The organism is Paeniglutamicibacter gangotriensis Lz1y, assembly GCF_000348945.1.
Classification (GTDB): Bacteria; Actinomycetota; Actinomycetes; order Actinomycetales; family Micrococcaceae; genus Paeniglutamicibacter; species Paeniglutamicibacter gangotriensis.
In genome coordinates this window covers 177513-203830 of sequence record NZ_AOCK01000006.1, presented here as the reverse complement: position 1 = coordinate 203830, position 26318 = coordinate 177513, and the positions used below count along the sequence as shown (strand labels likewise).

The following is a 26318-nucleotide window of genomic DNA, read 5'->3' as shown; positions in this document are numbered from 1 at the left end:
CCGTCCGGCAGCTACAAGGAAATTCCCTTGCGGCTGCCGGACGGCCTGCGTTGTGCTGTGGACCTTAGCGTGCGTAGTTAGGCCCGAGTCTTGGATCCCAGCACGAAGGAGTCCCCCAGACCTTCCAGGGGCCCGGCCAAGGGGTCATCCACGCCCTCGGCACGCACCAGATCGTGCTCAGGGTTGCGGATATCTCCGATGATCTTCATGCAGATGTACACCAGCATCGCCATGTGCGCCACGATGCCCAGCCCGTAGAAGATTTCGATGGTCCAGCTGTCCCCAAAGTATTTGAGCTCACTGACCCACTTGGCGCTCCAGAGCCACACAAACACCCAGTGGAACATCTCGATCCCCTGCCACACCAGGAATTCGCGCCACTTGGGCCGTGCCAGGACGTAGAGCGGGATCAGCCACATCACGAACTGCGGCGAATACACCTTGCCGAAGAGCAGGAATGCGGCAACGATCAGGAACGCGAGCTGGGCCATGCGCGGGCGTCGGACCGCGGTGAGCCCCAGCCAGGCGATGCCCAGGCAGGCCACACCAAAGAGCCCGTTGGAGATCAACGACATCGTCGAACCATCCATCCCGGTCCACACGAACGCCAACCACATCGAGGAGTTGCCTGCCGGGCGGTCCCCGGAGAAGGTGTAGAACCTGCTCCATTCATCGAACGCGGTGATCATGAACGGCACATTGACCGCCAGCCAGGCGACCACCCCGGAGGCCAGCGAAACCCAGAAATGGCGCATCCGACCGGTGCGAAGGCAGAGCACCAGGATCGCCCCGAAGAGGAAGAACGGGTAGAGCTTGGCCGCGGCGCCCAATCCCAGCAGCACCCCGGCAAGCACGATGTGTTTGCGCGAGAAGGCCAGCAGGCCGGTCATCGCCAGCATCACCGCCAAGAGATCCCAGTTCAACTGACTGGTCAAGATGATGCCCGGGGCCAGCGCCACCATGATCGCATCACGGCTGCGGTGCTTCGCGGCGTAGGCCACTGCCACGACCACCACGGCCCAGCAGATGAAGGACACGGCCGAGTTCACATCGAAGTAGGCCAGCTGCCGCTCGAAGGAAAAGCCGGTACCCGGGATCAGCAGGGCAGTGACCCCGGCCATGATGGCCAGCAGCACCGGGTATTCCAGTGCCTGTTCGGCCGGGAGCCCGGTGAAGTACGGGAAGAGCTTGTCCGCCATCCCGCGGGTGCCGAAGAGCTGGGAGAAGTCCGAATAGCACAGGTGCAGGTGCTGTTCGGCGTCGGGCCAGCCGTTGATCCGGCACCATTGCTTGGTCAGCACGGCAAGGCACGCACCAATCGCGGTGAGCACCAGCAGCCCGATAATCACCGGGCGGGTTGCCTCGCGGGCGTTGAACAGGTTCTTGACCGGTTGCATCACGATCCGGATGCCTCGTTTCTACGTCGTTGGTGCGGAAAAATTCTGGGAAGACGTGCCGGACACCAGGCTCGGTGCGCCTCGGCGTCGGTGGCGCTCATGCCTTGGGTCCGGTGCGGGGTCGCCGTCTGTCGGCACCGAAGATTGAGGCCGTTTTCGGGTCGATGAACACCAGGTAGGCCATATACGCCAGCCCGATCACCGCGGCGAAGATCCGCACCCACAACAGCGAGAACCACTGGCCGATGGACAGCTGGTCCACCACCCCGGAGAGCAGCACCAGCAGGCACAGCACATACAGTGCGCGTTCCCAGTTGATCGGGTAGCGCTTGGACAGGGCGAAGAACGGGATCAGCCACAACAGGTACCAGGGCTGGATGATCGGGGCCAGCACGACGGCGGCGCCCAGCGCGTAGCCGGCGTACAGCAGTGGCGGGCCGGCGGGCCGGCGGATGGCCAACAGGAAGACGAGCACCAAGGAGGCGACGCGGAAGACGGAGAACACGATGGAGGAAATCAGCTCCAGATCCCCTCCGAGAAGCGAGCCGAGCCACCCCAGTAGCATCCCCAGCAACCCCACCGGGGCGTAGGGGAAGGCCGCGGAGCCCGCGCCTGCCATCGCAGAGACCCAACCAAACCAGAGGCCCGAGGCCGCGCCCAGCAACGCCAGTACGCTCCCCGCCACGGCGCCGGTGAAGACCCAGGCGCGGATCTTGGCCTGCAGTGAGGCGTCGCGGGACACCATGGCCAGGCCCAAGAAGGGCAGCACCAGCACCACGATGGGCTTGATGGCGATGGCAGCAGCCACCGCAAGGACGCCGGCCAGGTGGCGCTTGCGGGCCACCAGCACAAAACCGAGCAGCACCCCGCCGATCATCAGCCCGTCGTTGTGCACTCCGCCGACCATGTTCAGCAAGAACAGCGGGTTGGCCACCGAGATCCACAGCGGCCAGGCGGCATCCCTGCCGCTGAGCCGGGCCAGGGCCACCACGGCCCAGGCGCACAGTCCGACCCCGGCAACGGCCACCAGGCGCATCAGCATGACCCCGTATTCGGGGACCGCCCCGGAGACGAAGTAGACGAACCGTGCATACATCAAAAACAGTGGCCCGTAGGGCGAGGTGGATTCGGCCCAGAGGGAGTCCGAGCCCTGTGCGAACCAGCCCGGCAGTTGGGAGACCCAGTCGGTGTAGGGCGAGAGCCCGGCATGCATCAGCCGGCCCTGGCCCAGGTAGGAGTAGACATCCTTGGAGAGGATCGGGAAGGAGAAGAGCAGTGGGATGGACCAGGCCCAGATGGCCTTGGTGATGATCGCCACGGGGTTGGCCTCGGAGTGCTGGGCGCGTTGACGCAGCCGCAGCCAGGCGCGGAAGAGCAGCATCGAGCCCAGGGCCAAGAGCAGGGTGCAAAGCACCACCCCGAGCGATTCGACACGCAGCGGCAGCAGGAACTTGGCCCGGGCCAGCAAGGACTCTTGCGAGGAGGGGATCCAGCCCACGCCCCAGGATGCGACCATGACCATCAGCGAGGCCAGCAGGCCCTGGAAGATGGCGATCTGCGGGTCATCGTCCCCGCCGCCGGTGAGCCGTCGCAGCAGCGGCAGTCTGGCACCGCGGACCCGCAGGGCTTCCAGCGCACGCGTGGTGGAGACGAAGCGCCGCGGCCGGGTGCTGGGCTGGTGCGACTCGGGGCCGGGCTGGTTCACTGCTTCGTCACTCCGGGATCGCGGGGCGCGGCGGTCCGGCTGCGGCGCAGCGCCGCAGGTAGCGTCGCGGCAAAGAGCGGTTTGGTGCGCGGGTCTAAGAAGGCCAGGTAGGCCATCATCACCCAGGAAATGCCGGTGGACAGGTGTTTGACCCAGGGGTCGAGGTCGGAGAGGAACTGCCAGATGAAGATCTGGTCTGCCGCGCCGAAGGCGATGAAGAAGGCGGTGGTGAAGTACACCCAGAGCAGCTGCCAGTCATCGCGGATGCCGGTGACGGCGAAGAAGGGCAACAGCCACAGGATGTACCAGGGCTGGATGATCGGCGAGAGCACCACCAGTGCGGAGAAGGCCAGGGCCATGCGCTGAACCAAATGCGTGGACTTGCCCTTGAAGATCAGCAGCAGCACCAGCCCCACCGAGGCCAGCCGACCGATGAGTTTGAGGATCGGCAGCAGCCAGTCGGCAGGCAATCCGATGGTCGCCAGCGCCCCGGAGAGCACCATGTTGATGGCCCCCAGCGGTGCGAAGGTCACCGCCCCGGTCCCGGTACCCAGCATGACCTTGAGCCAACCGAAGCCATAGCCGTTGGCCCAACCGATGATTGCCATGATTACCGCGACCAACACCACGGTGTACACCCAGTAGCGGATCTTGCGGCCCCAGCTGGCCTTGGGACCTGCCCAGAGCAGGCCGATGAACGGCAACAGCACGATGGTGATGGGCTTGACGCCGATGGAGGCGGCAATCAGCACTACCCCCAGGACCCCGCGGCGGGTTGCCGCATAGTAGGTCCCGGCCAGGGCCAGTCCCACCATCAGGGAGTCGTTGTGCGCGGAGGCCACAAAGGAAATCAGGAACAGCGGGTTCGCCACCGAGATCCAGGCGGCCTTCGCCCCGGAAACCTTGTGCAGTGCGGCGATCTTCGGCACGTAGATCAGGCACAGGATGACCCCGAGGAACGCGACCAGGCGGTAGAGCAGCACCGAGGCATCGGGGCTGGAGCCCACCAGCTGGTTCACCCAGTATTCGACGTTGAGGTACAGCGGACCGTACGGGGTTTCGTCTTCCGCCCAGGTGATGTCGGCGCCCAGCTGGAACCAGTTGTTCAGCGTGGAGATCCCATCGACATAGGGGTCCTGCCCGGCGGCTACCAGCCTGCCCTGGCCGATGTAGGCGAAGACGTCACGGGAGAAGATCGGCAGCGCCAGCAGCATCGGTGCGCTCCAGGCCCAGACGGCCTTGCGCACCACCTGCAGCGAGCCTTCGGGCCAGCCGGCCAGTTGTTGGCCCAGTCGCAGCCAGGCGCGGAACAGGATCCAGCAGCCCAGCGTCAGTATCACGGTGCCGGCGATGACCCCGGCGTAGTCGGTGCGGATGGCGATCAGCAGGGGGTAGCGGTTCAACGGGGACACCGAAGCCAGCCAGCCGATGGCGTAGGAACCGAGCATGATCATCAGCGAACCGATGGTGCCCTGGATCAGCGGCGAGAGATGCAGTCCGCGACCGGTGACCGTCCGCGGGTCGGGCGTGGCCCGCAAGTGCTTCATCTGCGCCCCGCTCCTGGTTCGTCGTGCCCTCGTGGTGGATCCGGCCGTGCGCGTCACTGCCACAGGCCGGGTGCAGGTGCCCCGAGCGGGCACACGCGGGCACGTGAATTGTGCCGAAAAATCAAGTCCGATCCTAGCATCGCGCACTGCCAATGCCCCGGAGGGCATCACCGGATGCGCGCTAGCTCACACTCCCCCGACCGTCACCGCTGGCGAACACGTCGGCCGTGCCCGGGCGTGGCTGCCCCTCGAGGGGCCCGCACCCTGCATAGGCTGGGTGCACTTGACCAATAATTCATGCTGAAACGAGGCACCACCTGTGGGTAGGCGTTCAAAAAATACCCGGCGTCCGGCGCGCAACCATTCGTTGCTCGGTTGGGGCATCTTCGTTTCCCTGCTGTTGGGCATCGTGTCCCCGCAGGTAGGCATGAGCCTGATCGCCTCGCTGGCGTTGGCCGGAACCAGCCTGGTCGTCTTTGCGACGCTGTGGCTGCTCTCGACCCCCGGGGATACTCCCACTCCGTAGCGCACCGCTGGCTGGGGATCGGGCCCGCGCGGCCCGCGTATCGGGTAAATTGGGCTTCGTGTCTAAATCAGCTGAAAAAATTGTCTGGATCGACTGCGAGATGACGGGGCTGTCCCTGGAATCCGACGCATTGATCGAAGTTGCGGTCCTGGTCACGGACGCAGAACTGAACATCCTGGGTGAGGGAGTCGAGGTGGTGATCAAGCCACCCGCGGCCGCCCTGGAGCAAATGGGCGACTTCGTGCGCAACATGCACATCACCAGCGGGCTGATCACCGAGCTGGATGCCGGCCTGGAGATGGACGCGGCGCAGAAGATCGTCATGGACTACATCCGCTCCTTCGCCCCGGAACCCAACAAGGCGTTGCTTGCCGGAAACTCCGTGGGCACCGATAAGAACTTCCTGGCCCGTGACATGCCCGAGGTCGTCGACCACCTGCATTACCGGATCCTGGATGTCTCCACGCTCAAGGAACTGGCCCGCCGCTGGTACCCCCGGGTGTTCTTCCAGGCCCCTGCCAAAACCGGAAACCACCGGGCGTTGGGCGACATCCGCGATTCCATCGATGAGCTGAAGTACTACCGCGCTACCTTGATGGTCCCGGCACCGGGTCCCGACATCGCCTCGGCCAAGGCCTCCGCCGCCCAGATTGTGGCTCAAAGACCGGCTGATTAGGCCCTGTGTCGCAGAACACAGCCCCTAAGGCTTGTTTCGAGTTGGCGTTCCACCTCGAAGTATGTGTAATATAGTTCTCGTTGCCCAGCGGTACGGAAGAGATTCCGAGCCACGGACAACTAGCCTTAGGGCGAACTTGGTGGGTATAGCTCAGTTGGCAGAGCGTCTGGTTGTGGTCCAGAAGGTCGCGGGTTCAATCCCCGTTACTCACCCCAATGAAGCCGCTCCGGAACTTTTCCGGAGCGGCTTTTGTTATTCCACACCGCAGTTCGGTTTCAGGTGCGAAAAACGAACACCGAAGCACAGGTTGCCGCTGGCAGCCACCACCGCATCCCCCCCTCCATCCGAGAGCACCAGGAGAAGTCTTGAGCATTCGTCCAGTTACCATCTACGGCGAACCGGTCCTGCACACGCGCGCGAAGGAAGTCACGGAGTTCACCGACGAACTCCGTGAGCTCATCACCGACATGTACGACACCATGGACGCGGCAAACGCCGTGGGCCTGGCGGCACCGCAGGTCGGGGTCGGACTGCGCATCTTCACGTACCAGTATGAGAACGAGGATGAGGTCCCGGCCCGCGGGGTCATCGTCAACCCGCACCTGACCCTATCCAAGGTCTCTCAGGCCACTCCGGACCCGGACGAGGAGCTCGAGGGCTGCCTCTCCGCCCCGGCCCTGAACTTCCCACTCAAGCGCGCCGAATTCGCCCGCGTGGAGGGCTTCGACGGCGACGGGAACCCGATCTCCTTCGAAGCCACCGGATGGTTCGCCCGGGTCATGCAACACGAATACGATCACCTGGACGGCTACCTTTACGTCGACAAGCTCACCGAGAAGTGGGCCAAGCGCTGGAAAAAGGCCAAGAAGTCCCTAGAATGGGGCGTTCCGGGCCTCACCTGGATGCCGGGCACCGACGAGGATCCCTTCGGGCACTAACCGCCTGGCAGCCTACAGGCGTCATCCTCTTTTGCTGGCGCCAGCGACGACCACCCACAGTGCAGTGCGGAGGATTTGATGATCGAGCAGTATTCCTCATCCATGGTCACCTCGATCCTGGATCTGTGCGCCGTGGAGGCAGCAGACAGGCCCGAGGGCTCGAAGCTGCTGCAGGCTCCGGTGACCGAGTCGGTGCGCAACGTGCTGGCAGCTCTTGACGCACGCTGGGGCTGGTTCCCGGCCGAGGGTATGCACCGTCCCGCCGGGATCGATGAGCTCTCGTGGCAGACCGGATTGTTGCGCTTCGCCGCGACCACCGCCGAACGGCTCGAATCCTCAGGCATCAGCCCCGCAATCATCGAGGCGACACTGGGCGATGTCGGCAACCAATTCGCCCTGCACCGGAGGATGCACGGGACCTTCGGGATGGCCACCGACTGGTGGTCGACCCTCCACCTTTCCGGTTCACTTTTCAGGATCGGGCGTCTGCAGTTCCACCTGCACCGCAACCACGATGCAGGTCCCTGGGTGCTGGGCCTCCACATTCCGCAAGATGGGCCGCTGGATGCCGTCTCGGTCGATCAATCCTGTGCCGAGGCCGCAGCCTTCTTCGCAAGACACTTCGGTGATCGAGTCATCGACCACGCCTACTGCGATTCCTGGCTGCTGGATCCCTACCTGTCTGCACACAGGCCCTCGTCGAATATCGCCTCATTTGCCGCACGCTTTGGCGAGGTTCAGTTGCGCGATGAACCGGGCGACGCACTCTATTTCACCTTCCGGGCACAGCCGAACGTGGACATCTCTACACTGCCGCGCGACACCTCGTTACAGAGCTTGGTGCTCGAGCGCATCGAGACCGGCGGGGTCTGGCAGTGCGGCAAGGGGACAGTGCTCTGGCCCATGGCTGTGGGCTGAGCTGCCCCACGTCTTGGTTGCGGAAGCCCGGATGCCACGCTTCCCCGGTCCCCGGCCAGGGGCTCAATTGCTGAACGCTTCGATCAGCCCCTGGATGAAAAAGAGTTCGTTGGCATCGGCGCACGGGGCCACGAGTGAGCGCTCCGCCGGCTCCAGGTCCGTATAGCCGCCCGCGAAGGCCGCCTTCTGACCGAACGGAAATTCTCTGTCGGCGATGGCGATCCCCGGTGTGCCGCCATCGACCACGACGGTTTCCAGGGGAAACGCCGGGACCACGGTGCGGCCCTCGGAATCGGTGACCGCCAGGCAGCCATCCGGACCCACCAGCAACGTACCCTCCAGCAACGCCTGGTTTGCCGCATCGGGGATCGCGTAGTTGCCCTGGATGAAGCGCGGGTTGGTGTCCGAGAGGCTCAGCTTTTCCGCATCCAGGGCACAAGCGCTTGCACCGAGCCCCAGCATCGCGGCCACGACGAACCATCGGACAGCTGCATGATTCAGTGCGCGGCGGGGCACTGGCTCGCACCTGGCACTAGCCGTGGCCTTCGCCTCGTGTACTGCTGAAACATCGGCTGGCTGCTTCATGGCCACAGCTTGGCTGCAGTTTCGCGGTCTTGGACCCACTGGACCTAAAACGTTATGGACGCACCTCCCCTGGAGCCTGCTGGCACGTCGGGCCCCCTGCTCACTGGCACCCTCGGACCGGCGTCGGGCAGTTGCCGGCGTTAAACGCCACGGCGTGCCCCACACCTCATGGTGTGGGGCACGCCGGTGGTGCTTGGTTGCGGAGGCCGGTTAGACGGCAGCCGTGGCAACGGTAGCGATGGCCGGGACAGCCAGCGGGTGGGTGCCGGCCATGGTCTCGATGACGCGGACCACCTGGCAGGAGTAACCGAACTCGTTGTCGTACCAGACGTAGACGACGGCGTTCTTGCCAGTGGCGATGGTCGCCAGGCCGTCAACGATTCCTGCACGGCGCGAGCCGACGAAGTCGGTGGAGACGACCTCGGGCGAATCAATGTAGTCGATTTGCTTGTGCAGCTCGGCACCCAGCGAGGTTTCGCGCAGGTAGTTGTTCAGCTCTTCCTTGTCCGTCGCCGTTTCCAGGTTCAGGTTCAGGATTGCCATCGATACATCCGGGGTGGGGACGCGGATCGCGTTGCCGGTGAGCTTGCCTTCAAGCTCGGGCAGGGCCTTGGCCACGGCCTTGGCCGCACCGGTCTCGGTGATGACCATGTTCAGCGCCGCCGAACGGCCGCGACGCTCACCCTTGTGGAAGTTGTCGATGAGGTTCTGGTCGTTGGTGAACGAGTGAACCGTCTCGACGTGGCCGTGCACAACGCCGAAGCGGTCGTTCAGGGCCTTGAGCACCGGGGTGATCGCATTGGTGGTGCAGGACGCGGCGGTGACAATCTTGTCATCGGCGGTGATGTCACCGTGGTTGATGCCGTGGACGATGTTCTTCAGGTTGCCCTTGCCCGGTGCGGTGAGCAGCACGCGGGAAACGCCCTTGGCGGTCAGGTGCTGGGACAGTCCTTCTTCGTCGCGCCAGCGACCGGTGTTGTCCACCACGATGGCGTTGTTGATGCCGAAGGCGGTGTAGTCCACGGTGCTGGGATCGTTCGAGTAGATGACCTGGATCAGCGTGCCGTTGGCGAGGATCGTGTTGTTTTCCTCATCGACGGTGATCGAGCCATCGAACGGGCCGTGGACCGAATCGCGGCGCAGCAGCGAAGCGCGCTTGACGATGTCGTCGTCCGAACCCTTGCGCACCACAATGGCGCGCAGGCGCAGGCCATAGCCGCCACGTTCGATGAGAATGCGGGCCAGCAGACGGCCGATGCGTCCGAAGCCGTAGAGCACGACGTCAGTGGGTTCGGCGTCGGTGGCGCCGGCCTGGTTGACCTTTTCGCCCAGCTCTTCGACGAGGAAGGCGTCCAGGTCGCTGGAGCCGGATTCGGTGAACTTCTTGTTCAGGCGTCCCAGGTCGATGGCGACGGCACCGGTATTCAGTGCCTCGATGGCCTGCAACATCGGCATGGTCTGCTCGAGGGAGAGCTCCACGCCGTCGATGCGGCGCACCACGCGGTGGGCCTTGAGGATGTTGATGGCCGACTGGTTGATCAGCTTACGGCCGTAAATGGAGGTCACCACGTTGTTGTTGCGGTACAGGCGCCCGATCAACGGGATCATGGCCTCGGCGAGCTCTTCGCGCCCGCTCCATTCCTGTAGGGCTTCGACAGACTGCTGGGTCACTGAAAATCCTTCCGATTCAGCCGGCTGGCGATCCTCTAGCCGGTTGTTACCGCTAAAGCACCATTGCAGAAGCGGTTGTGCAGGGGGTGTCGGGATCATTCCCCCATGGAGCGCTAAGGCCCGTAAACCATTCTAGTATGTGTGCGCGGCGTTCTCCGGCACCTATCGGTGAGGTCTCTCACATCCTGCTCGTCGCTGGGCGATTCCCGGGGTTTTTCCCGGCCGGTGAACCCTGGCGCAGCGGCCGCTCCTGGGGGTCCTCGAGTGGCCCCGAGGCCTCGGCCCACGGGTCGATCCCGTCCCGCAGCCAGATCAGTGTCTGGCTCCAGAAACTCTCGGCATAATCGCTGTGGAAGAGCCCAAAGTGACCGATGGATGCTTTCCCGTAGGCACGCGGTTCGAGGCGATGGATGAACGTTGGCGCCTGGGGTGTGTAGGCCAGGGCGCGTTTCATCGCTCGGACGCTGGCGTAGGGATCATCGGTGGTGGCCAGGGCGAGGATGGGCGTGCGGAGTGCCTGCCCGGCAGCGCGCATGCCCGTTTGCTGCCCGGCCGGGGCGTTCTTGATGAAGTCCTTTCTGCTGCGCGCCCAATCCAGGGCGACGCCGCGGGGCAGGTCTTCGAGCCAGCCTCGGCGTTTTCCCCGAAAGTAGCCCGAAGCGCGGGTCATCAGTGGCATGTACAGGTGCCATCGGGTCAGGAATTGTGCCCGATAGCCTTTGGCGTAGTCGCGCCAGTAGGCGTGTTGCGCCCCCACGGTGAGGATGCGGGCCAGATGGTGTGCTTCCGGAGCCAGCCCGACGCCGAATCCGCCGAAGCTGTGGCCGACAAAAGACACCGTTCCATCCGGCTGGTGGTTCCGTGCCCAGCGCACGGCCGCGTCGATGTCCTCGGTGCCCCATTGATGCCACCGCGCCGTGAAGTCGCGCAGGTCTGCCGGGGCGGAGGCGCCAATTCCGCGGTAGTCGAAGGTCAGTGCCGTAAAACCGTGTTCGGCCAGGAAGGTGGCGTACCGGTGGTAGTAGCTGGCACGGACCCCGGTGGCGCAGGCAATGACCACCAGTTGCCGTGGCGACGTGTTTTCGCGTTTCGGCTCGGTGGCTTGGTTCGGTTCAAAGAGGTGTCCGTGAAGCAGTTGCTCGTCGACACAGGGGATTTCGATTTCTTTCGAGGTGATGCTGGCCGGTTTCCCACCGGGGACGCTTAACGGGGTGCCCATGGTTCCTCAGGGGTGTCCTCGGCACCGTCGGCCGGCTGGTGGGGATGCTGCGTCGATGGCTCTGCGAAGCCTTCGAGCGGATCCTTGTCCTGGCCTTGGGCCGACTCGTGGATGTGGCGCTTTTGTTCCTCGATGGCCTGCGCCGCAGCAGAGCCGGAAGGTTTGTAGAAGGAGTTCAGTGCATCGAAGACCCCCGATGCGCCGCCACCCCCGCCGGAAGTGGCGAAAGTGAACTTCGAGGCAGCCCACAACAGACCAAGGCAAAGCACGGGTATCGCGATCAGCCAGATGAGCCACTCCATGTACCGAGTCTAATGCCGCCGCAAATGCTTTCTGTGCCGGGGCTGCTGCTTCGAGTAGTCCCGCTCTGCCCAGGAGGCCAGCTCTGACCCGCGCAGAGGCTTGCTGCAACGCTTTGTAGTCATAGGGGTCCGCCGCGTCGCACCCCTTGAACCGATTGGTCGCGATGCCATGGACCAGGGGCATGACTGTGGGCACCTTGAGTGTCCTGCTTCGTTCTATATGAAGGATTGCGGCATCGGGCAGCTGTGCGGGGAAGTGCACCCGGGTTCGTTCGGCCCTCCCCTACCGCGAATCAACGGCGTGCGCGGGGACACGAAAAAGCCTTCACGTCCCGCCGTATTTACGGTGGCTGTGAAGGCTTTGAGTGGACGGGAGGGCCGATACGCCGGGTTTCCGTTAACTCCTCGCCAGCATGCCGATCTACTGCCGCGGGGTCACTCTGGGGTCACTCGGCAAACTATTGAACACCACCAAACCGTCAACCATCGCCGCCAACTTCGAGTCATCATCCGGGAACAAATGGCTGTACGTCTTTAGAGTCTCCGTGGCGTCCTTGTGCCCCATCCTATGCGCCACCGCAACCGGTGACGCTCCCCCAGCAATAAGTAGCGATGCGTGGTGGTGACGGAGCTGATGCCACCCAGATCCGGCCCAAGGAAGCTTGTCCCTTACTGTCCGCCAAACTGCAGACATCTTCGTTTGAGTGATGCCAGACCCAAACGTATGGAAGATCAAACCCTCGGGGCCAGGGCGCGCCACGAGCTCCCGAATTAGCTCCACCGTCTGCGGGCCGACCATAATCTTTCGCGTAGAGAACTTCGTTTTCAGAGGCCCAAACTTCGGACTCCGTGCCGAAGCGCCCGCGTACTGCCGATCCACGCTGATCAGCCCTCGCTTGAGGTCGACCCGGTCCGCGGTTAGCCCACGCCACTCCCCCGGCCTCAACCCGGTTGCTGCAGCGAAAATGACAGCATGCCGGTAGGTCACGTGAATGGTGTCCGCGATCGTCTGCACTTGGGCGGCATCCAGCGGATCAATCTTTTCCTCGCTCTCGGCCGGCAGCTTGATCTTTATGCACGGGGTTGCCCGGATCATCTGGTCGAGGACGGCTTCGGACATAATTCCTGACAGGTAGGTGTAGGCAAGTTTGATGGTGGTTGGCGCCAAACCATTTTCTGCCCATGTGGTGATCGCTTGCTGAATCTCGATCCGACTAATGCCGCGCATAGTGATGTCCTTAAAAGCGGGCATGATGTGATTCTTGATGTTGCGATCTACCGTCTTCAGGGACCCGTCGCGTTGGTGGAGTTGCTTCGACCGCCAGATGGTCACGTAGTCACTGAAGAGCATGTCTGGGCGTAGCTCATTTTCTCCGGTGACTCGTTGGGTTGCGACGTTGTCGAGGTGCGCTTTGGCTTGGTCCTTGGTCCGGAAGTTCTGCTTTCGGGTTTTGCCTCCTGGTGCTGTCCAGATGGCTTGCCAGCGCATGCCAATCCCGTAGCGGGCGGAGTGTGTTTTGTCTCTATTGAGCCAGAGGTCTCTGATTCTGCTTTGCGCCATGGTGGTTCCCCCTTATTTTTGGGTGCGCTGAATGAAGCGTGCGTATGCGTGGACGTCTCGCGGGAGCACGTTGAGTTCGTGCGCGAGCGCGGTGGGTGTGCTGTAGATCCGGGCTGCATGCTGGAAGTCGCAGTGCCGGATGAGCCAGGTCGCGGAGAGCTCTTCGGCTGCGCGTTCGTGGCGGGATTGATATTCGTGGTGGCCGTCGTGCTTGAGGACGGCGTGCGCTAGCTCGTGGGAGAGCGTGGACCGCCGCTGGATGGGCGCGAGGAGGCGGCGGAGGCCGATGGTGTTGGTGGTGATGTCATAGGCACCCCACCAGCCGTTTGGCAGGTCGGTTTCGATGACGTGAACGTGGAGTTTCCCCAATAGATTCTCGAACATGTGTTCGAGCTTAGGGGTGTGCGCCGACAGTTAGTTGAACATCCAATTAACAGCCGGGCCGACGTGAGCTTACTCGTCCGGCAGCTGCTCCGGGTCAACCCCTGGCTCGCCAGCGTCAGCCACCTTGCCCCACTTCGGGGCGTGCAAACGGTGAACATTATCCGGCGTTTCGCCGCGGCCACCCTCATGATCACCGTCGGCCACCGAGGACGCATCGACCTGCTCCATCCACCAGAGCATGTTTTGTGCAGTCTCGAGCAGTAGCCGCCGGGACTCTTCGGGGAGCCGGCCAGCCTCCGGAATGAGCAGGTCGTCATCCGTGGATGCATGGATCGGCATCCCGACAGATATCGCGGCAGCATGGAGGACGTCTACCATGCGGACGCCGAGGCCTTTCGAGAGGCCCACAAGTACTTCGACCGTAGGGAAATGCTTTATGGGTTTGGTGGCGAGGCGTTGGGCGTTGACGGTGGATGGCACTCCGCCGCACGCGGCGGACAGTCTGGCGTAGGAGCGGTCACCCTTATGGTTCAGGATGAGCTCGTGAAGGCCGTTCTTGGGAAGTTTGCTTGTCATGCCAACCACTGTCATTTGTCGATCTGATTAGTGCAATCGCATACGGTTTCGATGCGCCTACTGGCAATTCTGCCTTATTGAAGTAGATGTGCCTACTAAGAAAATGCCAGCAACCGGCCGCCCCGCCTACTTGAAAGAAATGATTCACCTTATTCGAGTTGACAACATGCCTACTGGGGTGGGATGCTTTACCTATCAGCAAGAAGCAAACCCGCCTACAACAGACAGGGACAAAATGTCACCCTTCCGAACCAAATGCCGCTGGCAGAAAGGAACATACATGCGCCTCGCATCTAAAGAGCGATTCAAGACGCTCGTCTACACCAAAGAGGACATGGAGGCCATCAGAATGGGCCGCCCCGTCGACTTCCGCAAGATCAGCCAGCGCAAACTGGCCAAGCGGGTCGGCGTGCACCCCAGCTTCATCAACCACCTAGTCTCCGGATATCGAACCGACTGCACCACCGAAGTTGCTGAGAACATCGCGGAGGTGTTCGGCCTGGACGTCACCGTCCTTTTCGACCCCCAAGAACCTATTTCAAATCGTCAATCCGCCTGATTCAAGTAGTTTCCTATCTTCGAAAGGACACGCCGACATGGCAACACCAATTGCTCTTGAAGACCATTCTTGGTCGCAGGACGCCACGGACCTGATTGAACGTTGGGCCACGGAGGGACGCCGGTTTAATGCGGATGACCTCCGCCGGGCCATGCGGCCAGCACCTAACCCGAACATGGTCGGATCAGTTTTCCGTACCGCGGCCCGGCGCCGGCTGATCGAGAAGGTCTCCGACAACACGTCGAGGACAAAGTCCCGGAACGGCGGCCACCAATACACATGGGTCGGCATCCGAGAAGCACTGAGGTTGGTCGCATGAGCAAGAAGGTATTGAGCGTGAAGGAAACCGCAGTGGAGCTGGACATGCACCCGGACACGGTTCGGGAACTGTTGCGGCGTGGCGATCTGGCCGGGTCGAAGATGCCAGGGCTTCGCGGGGCTTGGAAGATCCGTCCCGAAGCGATTGACCGGTTTCTGAATCGGCACGCGTACACAGCATAAAAAATTGGGCCCGCACTCCCTTGAGAAGCGTGCGAGCCCAACCGAAAACAATGTTTGAAAGTGAGTATACCAATGAGTGTTTTGAAGAACCCCAAGTTCTTGGCCGCGAAGGCCACCCTGATCGCGACAGTCGGCCAGCACCTGAATGAGTTCGGGTTGGACACGGATCGTGGTGAGTGGGTTGTGATGATCGGCCGGCTCCGCACGCAGTTGAAGCATAAGGTCCGCGGCGCCGTGTTGGAAGAGCTGCTGGATTTGTTGGCTGACCGGTTCCTGTGCGAGTGGGACGACATTCCCCTCGACTTTGATGTGAAGGGCCCTGACTATGCGGACGCGAAGAGCCGCTGGCTTGAAGCGCAGGATGACCTGATCAGTGCGAAGTGCCTTGATCTTATGGGTCGGAAGTTTTATCCGGCACCGCTCCCGGCTGTGGAGTTCGCAGCATGAAGGGCCTCGTGCTGACCCCGCGGGGCGAGGATGTCCTGTTCGTCCTGCAGGTCCTGGGTGGGGTCGCTGGCTTCTATATCAGCATCCTGGCCTTCACCGCTCTGTGCGGTGCGCTGTGAAGTGCTTGTGCCCGTCCGGTGACTGCCCCGGTTGGGAACGCAAAGCCGGACTCGACCCGGTGAATATTGACTGCCCCATCCACGGAGAGGACAACATCATGACCCCCAAGCCGAAGCCCGCCGGGCTCGTATTCAACGCAGGAAACCACACCTACCGCCTCGACTCCAAGCCGGTCCGCGGCGTCACCGGACTGATCGGCGCCGGGATCCCGAAAGACAACCTAATCCCCTGGGCCGCGGAAGTCGCTGGCACTTGGGCGATGGATCACCTCGACGAACTGCGCACCATGGACCGGGCCAACGCGATCCAGACGATGCGCATGGCATGGCGGAAGGTCCGCGACGACGCCGGGATCACCGGCACAGCAGTGCACGGGCTGGCCGAGCAGCTGGCCACCACCGGCGAAGTCGAAGCGCCGGACGAGTTGGCCGGATACATCGAGGGATTCGCGGACTTCCTCGAGGCGTGGCAGATCACCCCGGTACTCACCGAACGCCCGTGCGGCAACCGGACGGATCACTTCGGCGGCACGTTCGACATGCTGGCCACCTCTCCCCTACTGCTCACCCCGGAGCAGCTGGCCGACGGCTGGGTAGTGCAGGTCGACCTCAAGACATCCAAGGGCGTCTACGGGGAAACCGCGCTACAGACCGCGGCCTACTCCAAGGCCGAGTTCTACGTCGACACCGACGGGAACGAACAGCCCATGCCGAAGGTCGCCAAGACCTACGTCGCACATGTCACCCCGATGGACCGCGAAGGCGTGAACGCCCGCTACGGAGACAAGCCACTGGGAACCACGCTCTACCCGCTGGCCGGATCCCCCGAAGAAATCGACGAGCACTACTCCTGGTTCTTGGCCGCAGCATTCACCGCGAAGACCGCCAAGCTCCGCGACAAGCTCGCCCGCGAACCACTCACCGTACCCACCCACGAACTGAAAGCAGCATGATCATGAGCGAACTAGCCACCACCCCCAACGCATTCACCCCGGCAGTCCAGCCCGCGAACATCGAGCAGGTCACCACCGACGCGACGATGTCCCTCGAAGCTTGGGCATCCGAACTGGCCCACGCCTACACAATCGCCAACACCATCTGCAACACCATGTTCACCCCGCAGCACTTCCGCGGGAAGCCAGAGGAAGCCGCAGCAGCCATCCTCTACGGCTTCACCCTTGGCATGGCCCCCATGGTGTCTCTCAAGACGATCTACGTCGTGCACGGCACCCCTGCTCTGTACGCACAGCAGATGTACGCCATCGCACTGTCCAAGGGTCACGAGATTGAGCGTGTTTACGCCGACAACGAGCGGGTTGAATTCCGGGCCCGCCGCCGTGGCCAGTCCGGCTGGCAGAAGATCGAATGGACCATCGAACGTGCACGCCAGGCCAAGTACACGACCAACGGCAAGTACCAAGAGAACCCCATCGGGATGCTCACCGAGAAGTGCAAGGCGGAGGCCGCGAAGCTCGTGGCCCCGGATGCGCTGGCCGGTATGAACAGCATCGAAGAAATCGAGTTGGGCGACTACGACCCGGCACCGTTCGTGCAGGTCGAACCGACCGCCGCGAAGACTGCCACACGGAAGATCAGCCGCCCCCGCAAGAACGCGGCCCCGGAACCGGTGGCCCCCGATGTCATCCACGACGCACCCGTCGAAGCGGATCCGGAGCCCGAGGAAGCCGCGGACCCGGACACCGGTGAACTGCCGGACGAAGGAACCCCCGCGGTCCTCGAGCTGAACTACCTTGACGAGGTTCAACGCCTCGCCGGAGACAAGACCGCACTTCGCGCCCTCTACGGCCAAGCATCCAGCGAAGGCCAACCACAAGACGTGCTCGACGCAATCGCGTCCGCCGGCACCGCAGCATAACCAACCCACCACCAATAGGAGTCTGACCCATCATGGCAAAGTCAACCGAAGTAACACTGAAAGATTTCCAGCGTCTCGAGTACGTGCAGATCGCCCCCCGCGGCGCACTGGTCGCCATCAGCGGCCGCAACGCCCAGGGCAAGTCGTCCATCCTTGACGGGCTCGAGGCAACCATCATCGGGCACAACAAGCGGGACGTGCCCCGCCCGGTCCGTGAGGGCCAGAAGACCGCCGAGGTCGTAAACATCCTCGACAACGGCATGACGCTGACCCGCAAGTACAAGGCCGATGGCTCATCCTCCTTGACCGGGAAGGCGTCCGACGGGTCCAAGGTCGCACAAGCCACGCTTAACGGCATGCTCGGCTCCCTGGGCATGGACGCTGGCGCGTTCTCCCTGCTGGACGATAAGAAGCAGCTGGCCGTTGTTCTCGACCTCGCCGACCTGCCGTTCGACCCTGCGAAGCTGGCCACGGATCAGAAAGCGATCTTCGAGCAGCGGACGTTCATCAACCGCAAGGCCAAGGAACTCGAAGCGCAGGTAGCCCGCTACGGCGACCTGCCCCCGGCGCCGACTGCCGAGGTGAGCGTCGTGGAGCTGGCCGAAGAAATCAGGGCAGCCGAACAAGTCGAGCGGAAGCAGGAGGACGACCATGCGATGTTGGTGCGATCCAACTCCGAGCTTGACCGGCTCAACTCCGAGATCCAGCGTCTGACTGCACAGCGCGCCATCGTCGAATCCGACCTCGACAGCGTCCGACAAATCATCGAAGGCCACGAACCGCTGCCCGATATCGATGCGCTGCGTGAACGCATGGCCACCGCGGAGGAAACTAACCGGACGGTCCGCACGGCGAAGGAAAAGGCGAACCTCGTGTTCCAGCTCGAGGCCACACAAGATCAAGCCGAAGGGCTCACCAAGCAGCTCGAAGCGCTGGACAAGCAGAAGGCCGACGGACTGGCCGCCGCCGCGTTCCCCGTCGAGGGCATGAGCTTCGACGAGGAAGGTGTCCTGCTCAACGGCCGCCCATTCCGCAAGGCATCCACCCGCGAACAGACCATCGCATCCGCACACATGATCATCGCCTCCAATCCGGAGCTGCGCGTCATGATCGTGCGCAACGGCAACGACCTGGACTCCGATGGTCTCGCCGAACTCGAAGCACTGGGAGATGCTCACGACTTCCAAATATTTGCAGAATTTGTAGACGAGTCCGGCGAATTCGGTTGGACCATCGAAGACGGAAAGGTGGCCTAACCATGGCTGGCGAGACTGTAATAACGGTAATTGGGAACCTCACGGCGGACCCGGAGTTGCGCTTCACCCCGGCGGGCGCGGCGGTTGCTTCGTTCACCATCGCATCGACCCCGCGCACGTTCGACAAGCAGTCCAATGAATGGAAGGACGGCGACACGCTGTTCCTCCGCTGCTCGGTCTGGCGTGAAGCAGCAGAAAACGTGGCCGAGACCCTGACCAAGGGAATGCGCGTCGTGGCCCAAGGCCGCCTGTCGTCACGGTCTTACGAGACCAAGGAAGGCGAGAAGCGGAACGTCACCGAGCTCGAGGTTGACGAAATCGGCCCGTCGTTGAAGTACGCATCAGCCAAGGTCACGCGGACGGCCCGCGGCAACGGTGAAGGATCGGCCAACCGGGGCGGCAGTAGCGGCGGCGGGTTCGGCGGAACCCCCACGAACGGTTCTTGGACACCGGACGCGGGCGGCAACGCCGGAGCATGGGGCGCACCAGCTGGCAGCACCGCGGGCGGCTGGGGAACCGGCGCACCCGCAGATGGCGCACCCTTTTAGCAAGTAGCGCCACCCAGTAATCGGGGCCCGTCCACGGGCGGGCCCCATTCCGTACCCACAAACAGGAGAACACCATGAACGAATGCAAGCGGTCTTGTTGCTGGACACCGTACAGCTGCGGCAAGCAGCGGAACTGTGGTTGTCACTCATGGCGGCCGGATGATGAGGAACGCCAGCAGCGTGCCGAGATCGTGGACATCCTCCGCGGCACCACGCTGGCCCGGGTGAAGACATCATGACCATGTTCCAAGCAGTCTGGCCGATCACCGACACGACGATCCCGTTCGCTGACCTCGTGTTCGAAGCTGAGCAGGACCTCCCCGCGGTGGCCACCCGGCACGGGGCCACGATCACCGGGCCCGCCGTGTTCAACGTCGTTGATGGTCGCACACAGCCAGGTTCCCAAGGCGCGGAGCAATGCGTGGTCGCTACTGCCCCGGCCATTACCCGAAAACGAAACTACGGACGGATAGCAGCATGAACACCCTCGATCGAAGCATCCTTGAGTCAATGGCGGAACTGACCGTCACCGATATGTTCTGCGGTGCTGGCGGATCATCCACCGGTGCGCTGGAAGTGCCCGGCGTGACTGTGAAGACGGCCATGAACCACTGGGCCCGCGCCATCGAAACCCACAACACTAACCACCCCGACACTGACCATGTGCTGGCTGACATTCAGGTCACTGATCCCCGGTACATCGCCTCTTCGGACATCCTGTGGGCCAGCCCGGAGTGCACGAATCACTCGGTAGCCAAGGGGCGTAAGCGCATCAGTAACCAGCCCGACCTATTCGGGGAAAGCCTCGCTGATGAGGCCGCGGAGAAGTCCCGGGCAACCATGTGGGACGTACCCCGGTTCGCCGAGCAGCACGCGTACAAGCTGATCATCACGGAGAACGTTGTCGACGCCGCCAAGTGGGTCATGTTCGACGCCTGGCTGTTCGCCATGGAAGCACTCGGCTACGACCACCACATCGTCTACATGAACTCGATGCACGCGCAGCTCGGCGGGCTCCCTGCCCCGCAGTCCCGTGATCGCATGTACGTGATGTTCTGGCTCAAGGGCAACCCGAAACCTGACTTTGACATGCTCATGCCGCTGGCTCACTGCCCCACGTGCGACGAGACGGTGCGCTGCATCCAGTCGTGGAAGAACCCCGCCTACCGGTGGGGACGATACAAGGCGCAATACGCCTATCGATGCCCGAATACGCGGTGCAAGAACGCCATCATCGAACCGGGATGGCTCCCGGCAGCCGCGGCCATCGATTGGGACCTTCGTGGCCAGCGCATCGGCGACCGCAAGAAGCCACTGGTGGAGAAGACCATGGCCCGGATACGGGCAGGGCTCGAGAAGTACGGGAAGCATCCGGTGAGCATCGACGCGGTGCGAGGCTCGCAGATCATTGCCCCGGTGAATGCTGAGCCGTTCCCGACGCAGACGACCAGCTACACCCGGTCGTTGTTAGTTCCGGTGGAAGGTCGGGAGGGGAAGGTGGCGCAGCCTGTTGAGGATGTCATGCGAACGCAGACAACCCGGAACGAGACCGGCTTCTTGATGCCGCCCTCCCCCGCGGCCACTTCCTCGCTGCTGATGGAGTACTACGGCAACGGCGTCATGCACCCAACGTCGAAAGCAATCCCGACGATCAGCACCACCGACCGGTTCGCGATGATCACCACCATGCGCGGCACTGCACCGGAACAGATCCAAGGCTCCGCCGCACCGGTATCGGACCCGCTGCGCACGATCAGCGCGGGCGGCAACCACGCGGGCCTCACCGAATGGACCGTCCCCGAAGTCGAGGACTGCGAATTCCGGATGCTCGAACCCTACGAAATCACCGCGGGCATGGCCTTCCCCAAGTCCTACATCATGACCGGGAACAAGCGAGAGCAGGTCAAGCAGGCAGGCAACGCCGTCACCCCGCCCGCCGCCCGAGATTTGTTCATCGTGGCTGCGCTGTCCCTGGCGTCGAGGTCGGTGGCCGTATGACCACGGAGACTCGGCGACGGGACAAGACCCGCGTGTGTGGCCGGTGCGGCATCCGGCATATCCCGAACGAACCCCCGGCAAACAGTTTTGCCTCGACTGCCGACCTGATGCAGCCGTCTTCGGCTGGTACTACCAACCCTCCTACGGAGAACGAACAAAGGAAACGAAATGAACTCGAACTACGCATGCGCAACTGAGCAGGGGTACCTGAATCATGTCCGGCGAAATGACGCCCCGTGCATGACCTGCAAGGCCTGGAAGAAGAAGAACGACGCCGGAGAGGCGGCCAAGGCTGCACCGGTCAGGTCCAAGGCCCAGGTCGCCGAGTGTGGCACGGTGTCGGGGTATCGCAAACACCGTCGCAACAGCGAAGCCGCATGCGCGCCATGCCGCGAAGAAGCTAACCGAGTCAGCCGCGAAAACAAGGCCAAGAAGCGTACGGTGCGCGTAGCAGGCGGACCAAAGCCAGCACCCCAAGAGCCGAAGGAACCTCGCACTATCAAGCATGGGACCACGGCTGGATATCAAGCGCACAAGCGCCGGGACGAGCAGCCTTGTGAGCCATGCTTGGCAGCGCTCCGTGAGAAGAGCCGGAAAGCGCGGGCGGACGCACCGAAGAAGCCACGAGTGCGCAAGCTGTTGCCGTGCGGGACCGCTGCAGCGTATCTACGCCACCTCCGCGACAACGAAGAGGCCTGCCCACCGTGCAAGGAAGCGCAACGTCTCGACAGCGTAGCCAAACGTGCCCGGAAGATCGCACGTGAAGGAGGTCCGCGACCTCATGCCGGCCGGAAGCCAATCACTCATGGGACCATCGCGGGCCGAGCCCAGCACGTGCGCCGCGGGGAAATGCCGTGCGACCCATGCAGGATCGCTTTCAACGAATACAACCGGCAGTACAGCGCAAGCCGAAGGAAAGCAGCATGAGCGCCCAACCGTCCCGCCGGGCCCCGCACAGATCAACCCGCGCTATCTGCCCAGAGGCATACTGCGGAAAGTTCTGGTCACCGACCCGCGAAGATGCGAAGCTCCTGCGTCGAGAGATTGCCAGCGAGACCGGGGACAACCAGCCGGTGAGATATTACGAACACGGCGGCGGCTGGCACTGGACCAGGCGCATCAACCGGCGGGACGCATAAAAATGGTGGGCACAAGAACTGCTGCGCCCACCATTCCCTGCAACTTAGTCCGCTGGAGTTCCGTAAACAAAGAACCCGTTCACATCATCACGCTCAGTCATGAGCATGAACAGCTCGTCATCGTCAGAAGCCCCGAACTTATCTGCGGAGGCAAGCCATCGACGGATATCACCGACAGTGGCGCGACCATCGCCTTCCGGCTCCATAAATTCAAGTTCAAGACGAATACCAACAGCCACGATAAGCCCCCACGTGAGTAGACAATGATGAACTCAATCATGCCAGAGAGGACCGACAAATGACCGAGAAAGACGAGCGCCCCTTCATCAAGATCACGCTCGACTACCTGGACAACCCCAAGATCGACGCCCTATCCGATGCAGGGATTGTTCTGCACCTTTCCCTCATGCTCCGAGCGGCCAAGAACAACCTCGCAGCGCACAAGGGAACCAAGTCCCCACTCATCGACGGGAAGCTCTCAGCACGCTCCTGTGAGACCCGAGGGAAGCCCGTCCTCAAGGAACTAATCGACCAAGGATTGCTCAGGAAATTGAGTCCCACCACCTACGAATTGCACGACTACGTCAAGCACCAAACAGCCCTCGGAATCATCCAAAAAAGGTCAGCTTCTGGGGCCATTGGAGGGCACACAAAGAACCACAAAAACAGGCACAAATTCGTGGACACCTGCGAGCACTGCCAAACAGCGTTCGAAAATAACGAAGAATGGCTGAAACATCCCGAACTTACCGCCACACCACCCAAATAAACAGAGTGGCAAAAGTGGCAAAACAGGGTGCGTAGCCACCCCAAAACAGTGGCAACAGCAGTGGAAGAACTTAAGAACAACTACTAGCGTCTTCGTCTCACCACCGTGAGACAAGACTTTTAAAGAAAAAGAAAATGGGAACCTCCAACCAAATCGTCACCTAAGTAACGTGCGAGACCGAAACGTTTTGGTTGGATGAAATTTGATCGAAGGAAAACGAAATGCGAGAACTGAACGAACCCCAAGCCAGACACCTGGCCGGGATCCTGAACATCATCCGCCCTGATTGGCCAGTGCCATCACTGCTCACCCTGATCTGGGAACACCGTGCACAGCCAGACTTCCCAGCACTCGTGGTTGCTGCGGTGACGAAGGCGCAGGATCGGACGTGCAAGACCCCGGCACCAATCTTCACTCCGGGCGCTCATTGGCCCGAGGCAGTGCGCGACAAGCTGCCAGCACTCCCCCGCTGCAGGGACCACGACACCGAAGACGCACCCACCTGCCGATCCTGCCTCGCCGACGTGAAGACTGGGGATCGACCGGAAACCATGATCGGCAAACGGCTTGCACTACCGACCCCACCCGTAGGGTCAACCAAGCAGGCCAACACTTCACCCGCCGAACGCATCAGATCCGATCTGCGGGCCGCAAAAGATGCAAGACGAGCAATCCCCCACCCAGACCCCACCGAGCCGCCCAGCCCCGCAAAGAATCAGAATGGAGCCACCCCGTGACCGGAGCGTCTACTTCAACTAGGCAGACCATGCCGCCGATGAGTGAGCGGAAGCTGCAGTCGGCGGTGCTGAAGCTCGCTGGCTTTCACGGGTACGAGGTTAGGTACCACACCAAGGATTCCCGTGGCTCTCAGGCGGGTTTCCCTGATCTGGTGTTGGCCAGCAAGAAGCGTGGGAAGCTTTTGTTTCGTGAGCTCAAGAGTGATTCTGGGCGGTTGCGTCCGGAGCAGAAGGTGGTGCTTGAGGTGTTGGCGGCGTGTGGCCAGGATGTTGGGGTGTGGCGGCCGGCGGATTTGTTGTCGGGTCGGATTGTGGCGGAGTTGCGCGCTGCGCCGACCGACTATTTGAAGTAGTTGCACTGCCTACTTGCAGTAGGTAGAGTGATGAGTGTCGATAGAAACCGCCCCACAAGCTGGGGCCACCTTGGGAGGAAACTATGAGCACCATTCACGTACCACCAGCCGTCACCACAGACCGGGCACAGCGTGCCGTTCATGCTGCCCGTCGGACGGTACGCCGCGCAGCGTTACACGTCGATACGGTCACGTTCACCGGCGGGGATGTGCACGCCGCGATTGAGGACGTCGTCCGCGCCGGCACCGCACTGGAACAAGCTGAGGCTGAGCTGGCCACCGTGAGCGAGATGGCAGCGTGAGCGGCTGGATGCTTGCCCCGCTCGGAGTCAAGGAAGAAGCTTTCTACGTGCCGAGCGGTTACAAGGTGCTCGACCCCGAGGCGCTACTGATCGCCGCAGAGGAAGCCGCACGAGAAAAGGCCACCAAGTGACCGTGTTCAAGCCGGGCGACCGAGTCCACCTCAAAGGCCACGCTCACACCCCAGCCACCACCGGCACCGTCATCACCGAGACACTGGCCGCCGCCCACGTCATGTGGGACGACAACCACACCACCACCCCGCACCACCCCCAACACCTCGAACTTGTAGGAGAGCCCATGGAAGCCGACCCCAGGATCGAAGCCGCAGCGGAAGCGATTGAGGCCGTCACGTATAGCGATGTTACCGGCGCGCTTGCTGAGGAATGCGCAACCGCTGCTCTTGCTGCTGCTGACAACGCCGCAACCATCACGACCGTGGAAGAACTCGACGCGCTGCCAGTGGGGAGCGTGGTTCTTTCGGATGTATACAGGTACTCGCTGACGTACCCCAACTACACCGTGTCTTTCCAGAAGCTCTACGACGACTCCTGGCACCGTGGCGGCCGGGCAAGCGACACACACCCAAGCGTGATCATCCCCGCCCGCGTCATCCACTGGGGCACCGAATGAGCCACTTCACCAACCCTCGCTTTTTCTATCGCCGCGCACGAAACGGCAAAGGCTGGGTACTGGAAGTCGGACGCTACCGCCAAGAGTTCTGGAAGCCCCTCGTCCGCGAAACCCAGCACGGCCTATCCCACGGGCTCAAGCCCCTACTTCACAAAGGACGCAAGCCATGACCACCCCACCGCTTGACCTGACCGCGCACGACCTCGCTGCTATCCGCATTATTGCCGAAGGGACCAGCCGCGGCGACACGATGAGGATTAAGAACACCGCCGTGCTTCGCCTACTCGACCGCCTGGAAGCCGCCGAGCGTGATTTGGCGGCGGTCACAGTCTCCCGTGACGGATGGCAAACCCGCGCAGAAGCCGCCGAAGCTGCCCTCCAGCGCGTGACCCGGGAAGTCGATCACTGGCTCGACGGCGGCGAAGAAGACAAGTACCACGCAGACCAGATCGTTCTAGCGCTCAACCACACCCCCGAAACGGAGACAACCCCATGAGTGAGATCCTGCCGCCTATCGTCCGCACGCTCACCGCCAACGTCATCGAAAAGACCGCCGAGGGCTACGACTTCACCGGATGCGACAACCGATCCGCGAGCCACTGCAACTGTGAATCATGGACGCCTGTTGAATGCTCACTGTGCGATCAGGAAATTGCAGACGGGCAACTGATCCACACGATCACCATGCCCACGAACCCCCATTTCGACATGCTCAGCATGGACCAGGAATGGGAAGAAACGACATGGCACGTCGAGTGCCCCGAACCGGAGGAATCATGAGCGACCTTGAAGCGCGGATCGCTGAAGTTCTGGCCCCACTGTTGTGCGGAGAAGGTCGGCTCCAGTGGGAGCGGAAATGGGAAGATTCGAGCCCGTTAGTGAAGAGCGCATGGAGCGTCCTTGCCAGAGAGTACGCAACCATGCTGGCCCCGGTTATCACGTCATCGAACGCGAAGGCTTGGCACGAAGGATTCAACGACGGCAAGCGCCAAGACGCCGAGGGTGACGACGGCCCACGATTTACCAACCCCTATCACGCCGACAGCCTGGAGGCGTCGTGAGCGCGAATGACAAGGCG

The 26318-nt window shown here is 62.4% G+C and carries 35 protein-coding genes and 1 tRNA gene; 25 read left to right on the top strand and 11 right to left on the bottom strand.

Features of this window, described 5'->3' with window-relative positions; translation table 11 throughout:
- Window positions 1-77: 77 nt before the first annotated feature.
- The 3 genes from ADIAG_RS11750 to mptB (ADIAG_RS11740) form a co-directional block, all read right to left on the bottom strand.
- Window positions 78-1397, bottom strand: a complete 1320-nt coding sequence (locus ADIAG_RS11750; protein ID WP_007271598.1) for a glycosyltransferase family 87 protein — start codon at window positions 1395-1397, stop codon at window positions 78-80.
- A gap of 97 nt (window positions 1398-1494) precedes the next feature.
- Window positions 1495-3102, bottom strand: coding sequence for a polyprenol phosphomannose-dependent alpha 1,6 mannosyltransferase MptB (gene mptB / locus ADIAG_RS11745; RefSeq protein ID WP_007271597.1), 1608 nt, complete (start codon window positions 3100-3102; stop codon window positions 1495-1497).
- Window positions 3099-4649 carry a polyprenol phosphomannose-dependent alpha 1,6 mannosyltransferase MptB gene (gene mptB, locus ADIAG_RS11740; protein ID WP_007271596.1) on the bottom strand — a complete coding sequence of 517 codons (1551 nt, stop codon included), beginning with the start codon at window positions 4647-4649 and terminating at the stop codon, window positions 3099-3101. Before mptB (ADIAG_RS11740) ends, mptB (ADIAG_RS11745) begins: the two co-directional genes overlap by 4 nt.
- A gap of 319 nt (window positions 4650-4968) precedes the next feature.
- Here mptB (ADIAG_RS11740) and ADIAG_RS11735 point away from each other — a divergent pair, with 319 nt between their 5' ends.
- The 5 genes from ADIAG_RS11735 (at window position 4969) to ADIAG_RS11715 (ending at window position 7707) form a co-directional block, all read left to right on the top strand.
- The gene (locus tag ADIAG_RS11735; RefSeq protein ID WP_007271595.1) at window positions 4969-5175 is read left to right on the top strand and encodes a hypothetical protein; all 207 of its coding nucleotides are present in this window, start codon (window positions 4969-4971) and stop codon (window positions 5173-5175) included.
- A gap of 58 nt (window positions 5176-5233) precedes the next feature.
- Window positions 5234-5851 (top strand): oligoribonuclease, encoded by a 618-nt coding sequence (gene orn, locus ADIAG_RS11730; protein WP_083874101.1) that lies wholly within the window; start codon window positions 5234-5236, stop codon window positions 5849-5851.
- A gap of 139 nt (window positions 5852-5990) precedes the next feature.
- Window positions 5991-6066, top strand: a tRNA-His gene (locus tag ADIAG_RS11725).
- Window positions 6067-6216: 150 nt separating this feature from the next.
- The gene (gene def / locus ADIAG_RS11720; RefSeq protein WP_007271593.1) at window positions 6217-6789 is read left to right on the top strand and encodes a peptide deformylase; all 573 of its coding nucleotides are present in this window, start codon (window positions 6217-6219) and stop codon (window positions 6787-6789) included.
- Between the two features lie 78 nt (window positions 6790-6867).
- Window positions 6868-7707, top strand: coding sequence for an acyltransferase domain-containing protein (locus ADIAG_RS11715; RefSeq protein ID WP_007271592.1), 840 nt, complete (start codon window positions 6868-6870; stop codon window positions 7705-7707).
- A 63-nt stretch (window positions 7708-7770) separates the two neighbouring features.
- Here the strand turns inward: ADIAG_RS11715 and ADIAG_RS11710 are convergent, their stop codons facing one another.
- From ADIAG_RS11710 to ADIAG_RS11680, 7 genes are all read right to left on the bottom strand, one after another.
- Complete coding sequence (locus tag ADIAG_RS11710) at window positions 7771-8292, bottom strand: hypothetical protein (protein WP_007271591.1); 522 nt, start codon at window positions 8290-8292, stop codon at window positions 7771-7773.
- Between the two features lie 210 nt (window positions 8293-8502).
- Entirely contained in the window at window positions 8503-9963 is a 1461-nt protein-coding gene (locus tag ADIAG_RS11705; RefSeq protein WP_007271590.1) for a glyceraldehyde-3-phosphate dehydrogenase, read from the bottom strand.
- 178 nt (window positions 9964-10141) lie between these two features.
- On the bottom strand, window positions 10142-11182 hold the full coding sequence (locus ADIAG_RS11700) for an alpha/beta hydrolase family protein (protein ID WP_007271589.1): 1041 nt from the start codon (window positions 11180-11182) through the stop codon (window positions 10142-10144).
- On the bottom strand, window positions 11167-11484 hold the full coding sequence (locus ADIAG_RS11695) for a hypothetical protein (RefSeq protein WP_007271588.1): 318 nt from the start codon (window positions 11482-11484) through the stop codon (window positions 11167-11169). Before ADIAG_RS11695 ends, ADIAG_RS11700 begins: the two co-directional genes overlap by 16 nt.
- A gap of 421 nt (window positions 11485-11905) precedes the next feature.
- Window positions 11906-13045, bottom strand: coding sequence for a tyrosine-type recombinase/integrase (locus ADIAG_RS11690; protein WP_007271587.1), 1140 nt, complete (start codon window positions 13043-13045; stop codon window positions 11906-11908).
- 12 nt (window positions 13046-13057) lie between these two features.
- Window positions 13058-13429, bottom strand: a complete 372-nt coding sequence (locus ADIAG_RS11685; protein ID WP_007271586.1) for an ImmA/IrrE family metallo-endopeptidase — start codon at window positions 13427-13429, stop codon at window positions 13058-13060.
- A 69-nt stretch (window positions 13430-13498) separates the two neighbouring features.
- Window positions 13499-14005, bottom strand: a complete 507-nt coding sequence (locus tag ADIAG_RS11680; RefSeq protein WP_007271585.1) for a hypothetical protein — start codon at window positions 14003-14005, stop codon at window positions 13499-13501.
- 280 nt (window positions 14006-14285) lie between these two features.
- Here ADIAG_RS11680 and ADIAG_RS21625 point away from each other — a divergent pair, with 280 nt between their 5' ends.
- The 12 genes from ADIAG_RS21625 (at window position 14286) to ADIAG_RS21430 (ending at window position 22448) form a co-directional block, all read left to right on the top strand.
- Window positions 14286-14564: a helix-turn-helix transcriptional regulator gene (locus tag ADIAG_RS21625; protein WP_007271584.1), complete on the top strand. Its 279-nt coding sequence runs from the start codon at window positions 14286-14288 to the stop codon at window positions 14562-14564.
- Between the two features lie 37 nt (window positions 14565-14601).
- Window positions 14602-14883: a hypothetical protein gene (locus ADIAG_RS21435; RefSeq protein WP_007271583.1), complete on the top strand. Its 282-nt coding sequence runs from the start codon at window positions 14602-14604 to the stop codon at window positions 14881-14883.
- Window positions 14880-15065 (top strand): helix-turn-helix domain-containing protein, encoded by a 186-nt coding sequence (locus ADIAG_RS11665; protein ID WP_007271582.1) that lies wholly within the window; start codon window positions 14880-14882, stop codon window positions 15063-15065. Before ADIAG_RS21435 ends, ADIAG_RS11665 begins: the two co-directional genes overlap by 4 nt.
- Before the next feature lie 72 nt (window positions 15066-15137).
- Entirely contained in the window at window positions 15138-15512 is a 375-nt protein-coding gene (locus ADIAG_RS11660; RefSeq protein WP_007271581.1) for a hypothetical protein, read from the top strand.
- Complete coding sequence (locus ADIAG_RS22425; protein WP_007271580.1) at window positions 15509-15631, top strand: hypothetical protein; 123 nt, start codon at window positions 15509-15511, stop codon at window positions 15629-15631. Before ADIAG_RS11660 ends, ADIAG_RS22425 begins: the two co-directional genes overlap by 4 nt.
- A gap of 98 nt (window positions 15632-15729) precedes the next feature.
- Window positions 15730-16584, top strand: coding sequence for a hypothetical protein (locus ADIAG_RS11655; RefSeq protein WP_043474678.1), 855 nt, complete (start codon window positions 15730-15732; stop codon window positions 16582-16584).
- A 2-nt stretch (window positions 16585-16586) separates the two neighbouring features.
- Window positions 16587-17507, top strand: a complete 921-nt coding sequence (locus ADIAG_RS20275) for a hypothetical protein (protein ID WP_007271578.1) — start codon at window positions 16587-16589, stop codon at window positions 17505-17507.
- A 32-nt stretch (window positions 17508-17539) separates the two neighbouring features.
- Window positions 17540-18763 carry an AAA family ATPase gene (locus ADIAG_RS11645; RefSeq protein WP_007271577.1) on the top strand — a complete coding sequence of 408 codons (1224 nt, stop codon included), beginning with the start codon at window positions 17540-17542 and terminating at the stop codon, window positions 18761-18763.
- A gap of 2 nt (window positions 18764-18765) precedes the next feature.
- The gene (locus tag ADIAG_RS11640) at window positions 18766-19311 is read left to right on the top strand and encodes a single-stranded DNA-binding protein (RefSeq protein ID WP_007271576.1); all 546 of its coding nucleotides are present in this window, start codon (window positions 18766-18768) and stop codon (window positions 19309-19311) included.
- Window positions 19312-19546: 235 nt separating this feature from the next.
- Window positions 19547-19792 carry a hypothetical protein gene (locus ADIAG_RS11635; RefSeq protein WP_007271574.1) on the top strand — a complete coding sequence of 82 codons (246 nt, stop codon included), beginning with the start codon at window positions 19547-19549 and terminating at the stop codon, window positions 19790-19792.
- On the top strand, window positions 19789-21309 hold the full coding sequence (locus ADIAG_RS11630; RefSeq protein ID WP_007271573.1) for a DNA cytosine methyltransferase: 1521 nt from the start codon (window positions 19789-19791) through the stop codon (window positions 21307-21309). The genes ADIAG_RS11635 and ADIAG_RS11630 overlap by 4 nt, the downstream gene beginning before the upstream one ends.
- A gap of 923 nt (window positions 21310-22232) precedes the next feature.
- Window positions 22233-22448, top strand: a complete 216-nt coding sequence (locus tag ADIAG_RS21430) for a hypothetical protein (protein WP_007271571.1) — start codon at window positions 22233-22235, stop codon at window positions 22446-22448.
- Window positions 22449-22492: 44 nt separating this feature from the next.
- Here the strand turns inward: ADIAG_RS21430 and ADIAG_RS21425 are convergent, their stop codons facing one another.
- A complete protein-coding gene (locus tag ADIAG_RS21425; protein ID WP_152426142.1) occupies window positions 22493-22687 on the bottom strand; it encodes a hypothetical protein in 195 nt (64 codons plus the stop codon).
- Window positions 22688-22746: 59 nt separating this feature from the next.
- Here ADIAG_RS21425 and ADIAG_RS11625 point away from each other — a divergent pair, with 59 nt between their 5' ends.
- The 8 genes from ADIAG_RS11625 to ADIAG_RS11590 all read left to right on the top strand — a co-directional run bounded on the left by ADIAG_RS11625 (window position 22747) and on the right by ADIAG_RS11590 (window position 26301).
- Window positions 22747-23217 carry a hypothetical protein gene (locus ADIAG_RS11625; RefSeq protein ID WP_007271569.1) on the top strand — a complete coding sequence of 157 codons (471 nt, stop codon included), beginning with the start codon at window positions 22747-22749 and terminating at the stop codon, window positions 23215-23217.
- A gap of 775 nt (window positions 23218-23992) precedes the next feature.
- Complete coding sequence (locus ADIAG_RS11615) at window positions 23993-24307, top strand: VRR-NUC domain-containing protein (protein ID WP_152426151.1); 315 nt, start codon at window positions 23993-23995, stop codon at window positions 24305-24307.
- Window positions 24308-24390: 83 nt separating this feature from the next.
- Window positions 24391-24609, top strand: coding sequence for a hypothetical protein (locus ADIAG_RS11610; protein WP_007271566.1), 219 nt, complete (start codon window positions 24391-24393; stop codon window positions 24607-24609).
- A complete protein-coding gene (locus ADIAG_RS22420; RefSeq protein ID WP_268744245.1) occupies window positions 24606-24740 on the top strand; it encodes a hypothetical protein in 135 nt (44 codons plus the stop codon). The genes ADIAG_RS11610 and ADIAG_RS22420 overlap by 4 nt, the downstream gene beginning before the upstream one ends.
- Window positions 24737-25240: a hypothetical protein gene (locus ADIAG_RS11605; protein ID WP_007271564.1), complete on the top strand. Its 504-nt coding sequence runs from the start codon at window positions 24737-24739 to the stop codon at window positions 25238-25240. Before ADIAG_RS22420 ends, ADIAG_RS11605 begins: the two co-directional genes overlap by 4 nt.
- A 166-nt stretch (window positions 25241-25406) precedes the next feature.
- Entirely contained in the window at window positions 25407-25736 is a 330-nt protein-coding gene (locus tag ADIAG_RS11600) for a hypothetical protein (RefSeq protein ID WP_007271562.1), read from the top strand.
- On the top strand, window positions 25733-26020 hold the full coding sequence (locus tag ADIAG_RS11595) for a hypothetical protein (RefSeq protein WP_007271561.1): 288 nt from the start codon (window positions 25733-25735) through the stop codon (window positions 26018-26020). Before ADIAG_RS11600 ends, ADIAG_RS11595 begins: the two co-directional genes overlap by 4 nt.
- Window positions 26017-26301 carry a hypothetical protein gene (locus tag ADIAG_RS11590; RefSeq protein WP_007271560.1) on the top strand — a complete coding sequence of 95 codons (285 nt, stop codon included), beginning with the start codon at window positions 26017-26019 and terminating at the stop codon, window positions 26299-26301. Before ADIAG_RS11595 ends, ADIAG_RS11590 begins: the two co-directional genes overlap by 4 nt.
- Window positions 26302-26318: the final 17 nt, after the last annotated feature.